Origin of the sequence: Streptomyces sp. NPDC097981 (assembly GCF_040302565.1) — a bacterium.
In the GTDB taxonomy this organism is placed as follows: Bacteria; Actinomycetota; Actinomycetes; order Streptomycetales; family Streptomycetaceae; genus Streptomyces.
In genome coordinates, this window is sequence record NZ_JBEORW010000121.1 from 1 (window position 1) to 5,937 (window position 5,937).

Here is a 5,937-nt window from a genome sequence, read left to right on the forward strand (position 1 = left end):
CGGCGAGCCCGGTGTCGACCAGCCACCGCTCGCCGTCCAGCAGCACGGTGAGCGCGAGATGATCGCCATCCGGGCCCGCGGGGTCCTCGACCTCGTCCTGCACCCCGGCCCGGTGCAGAGTCACGTCGTAGCCGAGCGCCACCAGCAGCGCGGCGAAGGCCCCGTTGAGGTGGAAACAGTAGCCACCGCGCCCTCGCAGGATCCGGGCCACGGACTCTGTGGCACCGATGCCCGTCAGCCGCCCCAGTTGGTTGTCGAGCGTCTCGTAGGCGACCCGTTCCACCTGTGCCCGGTGCAGTGCCCACAGCACCTCGGCGGTCGGGGCCACCGGCCGCTCCACCCCCAGCACGGCCAGGTACCCATCGACGTCGATCATGCTCCCCCTCACCGTCCGAACGGATGATCAGAGAATAATTCGCCGGACCGACGTCGTCCGCGCCGGGCGGGGAGTACGGCGGCCCCCGCCCGGTGGCCGGTCTGCTTCGTCGCGTTCGACGTCTGCTCATCGACGCTGTGTGTCCGGCGGGGGCTCGCTGCGCGCTGGGCTCCCGCCGGTTCGCTTGGTACGTGCGCCTTCTCGCGCGACGGATCGCGAGGGTCTTGGTCGTCAGTTGGCCTTGCTGCTTTCGTTGTGGGGTGCGGCGGCGAGGGTGAAGTCGAGCAGGGCGGTGGCAGTGAAGTCGTCGGCGGATTCGACCGTTTGCCAGGCGCCGACGTGGTCCATGAAGCCGCCGCCGCGGCCGTCGAAGACGGCGAAGGGGTTGGCCTGGTCGCTCGGGCACTTTCGCATGGTGGGGAAGGAGTTGAGGTCCTTGAGCTTGGCGGCGGCGTTGGGGCCGTTGACGACGCCTCCGAGGAGGATGTCGCCTTCGCCGTTGAGGTCGCCGGCGAGGTTGGCGGCCTGGTGCTCGGGGCAGTGCGGGAACGTGGTGCCCGCGCCGATGACGAAGGAGGAGCCCCAGGCGTTGGCGCCCAGGGCCCAGTTGCGCTGCTGGGTGGCGAAGGCGTCGTAGCGGCTGTCGCCGGTCACGCGCTCGTACAGCTGGGCGGTGGCGGCCAGACCGAAGATGTGGGGCACGGAGTCGAAGTCGGTGTAGACGGCGCCGGCGCGGAAGGGGTCGCGGGCCGCGCGGGTGCTGCCGTCGTCGAGCTGGCGCTTGAGGTCGGCGACAAGCTGCTCGCGGGTGACTTCGGTGCTGGTGGCGTTGTTGTCGAGGAGGTGGGCGAGGTCGGCGTGGGCGAGGGCGCTCACGTCGCCGAGCCCGAGGGTGCCGAGGCTGTCCGAGGTGACGTACTGCTTGGCCCAGTGCGCGGCCTGCCTGGTCCAGGCGGTGGCGCGGCTGTCGTTGAGGGTCTGGCCGGCGAGGGCGAGCTGGGTGGCGCCGAATTCCATGTCGTCCTGCCAGGACGCCTCGGGGTAGAAGCCGTGCGGGAAGGCGGTGACCAGCTGGTCTCCTGGGTTGGTGTCTGCGAGTGCGTAGATGTGTGCGGCCTTCTCCAGTTCGTTGTGCGCCCGCTCGGGGTTGTCGGCGGCGTCGAGCTGGGCGGCCAGGGCGAAGGTGGCGGCGACGCGTCCGGCGAGGTTGGGGCTGATCGGCTTGCCGGGGGGTGCGGCGCGGAAGACCGGCCGGTGCTTGATCAGGTAGTCGGGGTCGCCGGGCTTGACGTTGAGGGCGTCGTCTGCCTCCGGTAGGCGCCACACGTCGTGGTCGGAGCGGACCTTGCCGCTGCCGTCGTCGGAGTCGCCTTTGCCGAGCCCGACCTGGAGGTAGAGGGTGCGGGACGTGTCGTCCCACATCTTGTCCAGCCAGTCCAGCCCGTGGCGTGCCTCGGCCGCCAGCTCCTTCCCGCCGACAGGGGTGGTGCGCTGCGCGAGCAGGAGGCCGGCGGTGGAGTAGGAGGCGGTGTGGGTGAACTTGAGGAAGTCGCCGGCGTCGTTCCATCCACCCGCGACGTCGACCGGGCCCGCGACGCGCTTGAGGGGCGCGGTCAGGACCGTCTCGTCGTCGGCGTAGGCGGGGGTGTCGTAGACGGTGGCTTGGCGGTCGGCCAGGTGGGAGGGCTTGCGTTGCAGTTCCGAGGGTATGACGTCGGCGCCGTCGCGCTGGGCTTGGAAGAAGCGGACGTTGTCCTGGATGAGTTTGCCGAACAGTTCGTCCGCCGCGGCGATGCGGAACGTCGGGGAGGTTGCCGTGACGGGCCCGGATACCTCGATCCGGTAGTCGCCCGGTTCGGTGAGAGGGGACAGGTCCAGGGTATGGACGGCCTTGTACCTGCTGTTCCAGCCTCCGGTGGACGTGCCGGCCTTGCCCTTCAGGACCTCCTTCCCGTCCGCGTCGCGGACGGTGAAGGAAGCCTTGGAGGCGGAGACGGAGGTCATCAGGTAGGCCTGCTTGGTTTCGCCGGGGGTGTAGCCGACCTGGTCGACGCGGACCACCGCGCGCGGGCCTCCCGCCAAGTCGGCGCCCGCTCCCTGCGCGGACTGGACGCAGCCCGCTGCGAGGACGGTGGCGGCCAGGACGGCCGCGGTCATGCCGATTGCGTGGTTACGAATTCTTGCCATGCCCGCAGGCTGCCAGCCCGTTCATGAGGCGATCATGAGACGACCGATCGGTTCCGGCCCAGCCGGTCCGCCTCGCGGCAGCAGTCCTCGTGCCTCCGCCGATCAGCTTCCCGAACAGCCACACAGCGCGTCGTACCATCGCAACCGCCGCCACCCCGAGTTCAAGACCATTTCGACCTACTAGGCTCGCCCGTCATGCGCGTACTTGTCCTTGAGGACGACCCCGACCTCGGCCCCGTGATCACCACCGCCCTACGCGAGGCGGGGTTCGCCGTCGACTTCGCCGCCGACCTCGCCGGCGCGGACTTCAAGCTCGCGGTCAACACCTACGACTGCCTGATCGCGGACCGCATCCTGCCCGACGGCGACGCCCTCACCCTCCTCGCCGCCCAGCGCACACGAGGTTCCACCGTCCCCGTCCTCCTCCTCACCGCCCTCGACGCCGTCACCGACCGCGTCGCCGGCTTCGAACACGGCGCCGACGACTACCTCGTCAAGCCGTTCGCCTTCGCCGAACTCACCGCACGCGTACGCACCCTGTGCCGCCGCGCTCAGCCCGCACGCCTTCCCCAACTCCGTGCAGGCGACCTTGAACTCGACCTGCCCCGCCGCCGCGTACGGCGGGCGGGTGTGCTGCTCACTCTCACCGCGAAGGAGTTCGCCGTCCTGGAGGTCCTGATGCTGCGCGCAGGTGAGGTGGTCAGCCGCACCGACCTCATCGAGCGCTGCTGGGACGAAAACGCCGAACCACTCTCCAACGTCGTCGACGTCCTCATAGGCCAGCTACGCCGCAAACTCGGGCCGCCCGAGATCATCTCGACCGTGCGTGGCGTCGGCTACCGGCTCGCTGATCCGGCTCCCGCGCTGTGACGCGGCGCGCCCCCGCGCCGGCGCGCCTGCACCGCGCCCGGTGGGCGACGACGCTGCTCTTCGCCGCGACCACCGCCCTGTGCCTGCTGATCCTCGCCGTCCTGGCGGCGCGCATTGACGCCCAGTCCCGCGAGAGTGATCTCGACAACGGCGTCAGCCGCCGGGCCGACGGCCTCGCCCGCACCGTGTACTTCGAGCGCGGCGCCCTGCATCTTGACGCCCTGGCCGAGGACGACCTGGCGCTGAGCGCCGAGCGGCTCGCCGTCATCCAGGCACCCGCGCCAGGCCGGCCCCAGATCCGCCACGCCCCCGGCCCGCGCACCGCCCTGCCAGATCAGGCCGGCCTGGACGAGATCTGGCAACAGGTGCAGCACGAACAGGAGACCGTCCTGGTCGCCACCGAGACCGGCGGCCGGGAGGTCCAGTGGGCCGCTGCCCCCGTCTGGGACGACGACCGGATCGGCGCCGCCGTGCTGGTCGGAGCCGACTCCGCACAGAGCCGGGCTGCCCATGACCGGCTCATCCGCTGGCTCGTCCTGGGCTGCGCGGCTCTCGTGGTGGTCGCATCCGCTGTCGGGCATTTCCTGTCCGGGCGGTCGATGCGTCCCGCGCTACGGGGACTCGACCAGCAGGAACAGTTCCTCGCCGAGGCAGCCCACGAGCTCCGCACCCCGCTGGCCACCCTGCGCCTGGTGGTGGAAGGCGGCAGCATCTCGCCGAGCCGGGCGCCTGCGGCCCTGGACGAGGCCATCGGGCTGGTCGACCGCTTGGGCCGCCTGGTCACCGGCCTGCTGGTCCGGGCCCGGGTCGAGGCTGGCACGCACGAGGTCGAGCTGACCCCGCTCCGTCTCGACCAGCTCGTCGAACAGGCCGTTGAGGAACTCCCCGACAACACCGGGGTCACGGCCGCCACCGAGGCTGTAGTGGTCGTCGGCGACCCCGAGCTGCTCGCTCAGGCGGTCCGCAATCTGATCGAGAACGCGCTGCGGCACGGCGGCGGCACACCGGTCCACGTCAACGTCACCGACGGGCGCGTCGTCGTGCGAGACCACGGCCCCGGCGTGCCGGCCAGGGACCGTGAACGGCTCTTCCGACGTCGCGTCACCGGACCCGGCAGCACCGGCACGGGAACCGGCCTCGCCATCGTCAAATGGGTCGCCGATCTCCATGGCGGCACCACCCGCCTCGCCGCGGCGCCGGGCGGCGGACTCCAGGCAGAACTCCTCCTGCCCCTGCCCTGCCCACGAGGGATTGACGACAAAGGGGGTCACGGGGTCACGAGAGGCGTGTGCCCGTAACCCGTCCGCGTGCGTCGCCCCCGACCGCTCCCAGCGCGACCAGGAAGCGCTCTCCGGAGCCCTGTCAGGGCCCTTCCGCCTTCCCCCGTGCTCCCGCTTCCCGGAACGCACGGTGTGCTCGCCCCCGGGCCCCTCCTCCACCAGCACCGATGTAGATGCGGTATGCGCAACCTGCGGTATTCCACGCGGACAGAGGGCGGACCTCCGGCTGGACAGAGGGCTGTATTCACGTGCGATTTGATCGGGATGTCGCCCTGGCCGGCGGTCAGGGACGGCGGCCCGCTCCCCGGTGTCCGTTGCGCCAGCCGGCTCGTCTGCGCGGACTGCTCGATCCGGCCCCGGATCTGACGCATCGGCGGGGCGTGCCGCTCCGCCGCGTGATGTTGTGCTTCTTCTCGTGCCCGGTGTGTCCAGGCGCCGGCGCGGGAGGAGGCGTCGTACGCCTTGGCGGCGAGGTTCCAGCAAATCGCCCTGAGTTAAGCCGTGCTGAATGCTTCCTGTGGTGAGCCGCGCAGACCACAGGGCTGTGCGGGTGGTCATGTCCCTTGCAGGAACGATCAAGCTCCGGACGGTCCCTCCTCACGCCGGACGGGTGTGGAATGTTGTCGGGGCAGGCCCACAATGCGACCGCGACACTCAGGAGGTGCTCGGGCAGATGGTTACCGCACCAGCGCTCTGGAACAACGGCAAGGCGTACATGTTCGACGGCGGAAGCTACTACCGCTACGACATCGCCAACGACAAGGTCGACCCCGGCTACCCCCAGCGGATCGCCGCCCACTGGCCGGGCGTGTTCCCTTCCCGCGTCGACGCCGCTGTTGTGTGGAACAACGGCAAGGCGTTCTTCTTCCGCGGTACCGAGTACATGCGGTACGACATGGCGACCGACAAGGTCGACGCCGGCTATCCGAAGCCGATCGCCGGCAACTGGCCCGGCCTGTTCCCGGACCACATCGACGCCGCTGTTGTGTGGAACAACGGCAAGGCGTTCTTCTTCCGCGGCTCCGAGTACATGCGGTACGACATCGCCACCGACAAGGTCGACGCCGGATATCCGAAGCCGATCGCAGGCAACTGGCCCGGCCTGTGGGCCTCGGACCTCGACGGCGGCGTTGTGTGGAACAACGGCAAGGCGTTCTTCTTCCGCGGCTCCGAGTACATGCGGTACGACATCGCCACCGACAAGGTCGACGCCGGATATCCGAA

Annotated in this window: 5 protein-coding genes; 3 read left to right on the top strand and 2 right to left on the bottom strand. The window is 70.2% G+C overall.

The genetic code is table 11. The features are described from left to right. Window positions 1–376 (bottom strand): arylamine N-acetyltransferase family protein (locus ABTY04_RS40065; RefSeq protein ID WP_352218363.1); only part of this gene is annotated, 376 nt, incomplete at its 3' end. Between the two features lie 231 nt (window positions 377–607). Further along, a complete protein-coding gene (locus ABTY04_RS40070) occupies window positions 608–2,563 on the bottom strand; it encodes a glycoside hydrolase family 9 protein (RefSeq protein ID WP_352218364.1) in 1,956 nt (651 codons plus the stop codon). A 195-nt stretch (window positions 2,564–2,758) separates the two neighbouring features. Here ABTY04_RS40070 and ABTY04_RS40075 point away from each other — a divergent pair, with 195 nt between their 5' ends. The 3 genes from ABTY04_RS40075 to ABTY04_RS40085 all read left to right on the top strand — a co-directional run. Continuing rightward, window positions 2,759–3,433 carry a winged helix-turn-helix domain-containing protein gene (locus ABTY04_RS40075; RefSeq protein WP_352218365.1) on the top strand — a complete coding sequence of 225 codons (675 nt, stop codon included), beginning with the start codon at window positions 2,759–2,761 and terminating at the stop codon, window positions 3,431–3,433. Further along, a complete protein-coding gene (locus ABTY04_RS40080) occupies window positions 3,430–4,731 on the top strand; it encodes a sensor histidine kinase (protein WP_352218366.1) in 1,302 nt (433 codons plus the stop codon). The genes ABTY04_RS40075 and ABTY04_RS40080 overlap by 4 nt, the downstream gene beginning before the upstream one ends. Before the next feature lie 655 nt (window positions 4,732–5,386). Further along, a partial coding sequence (locus tag ABTY04_RS40085) for a hemopexin repeat-containing protein (protein WP_352218367.1) occupies window positions 5,387–5,937 on the top strand: 551 nt, incomplete at its 3' end.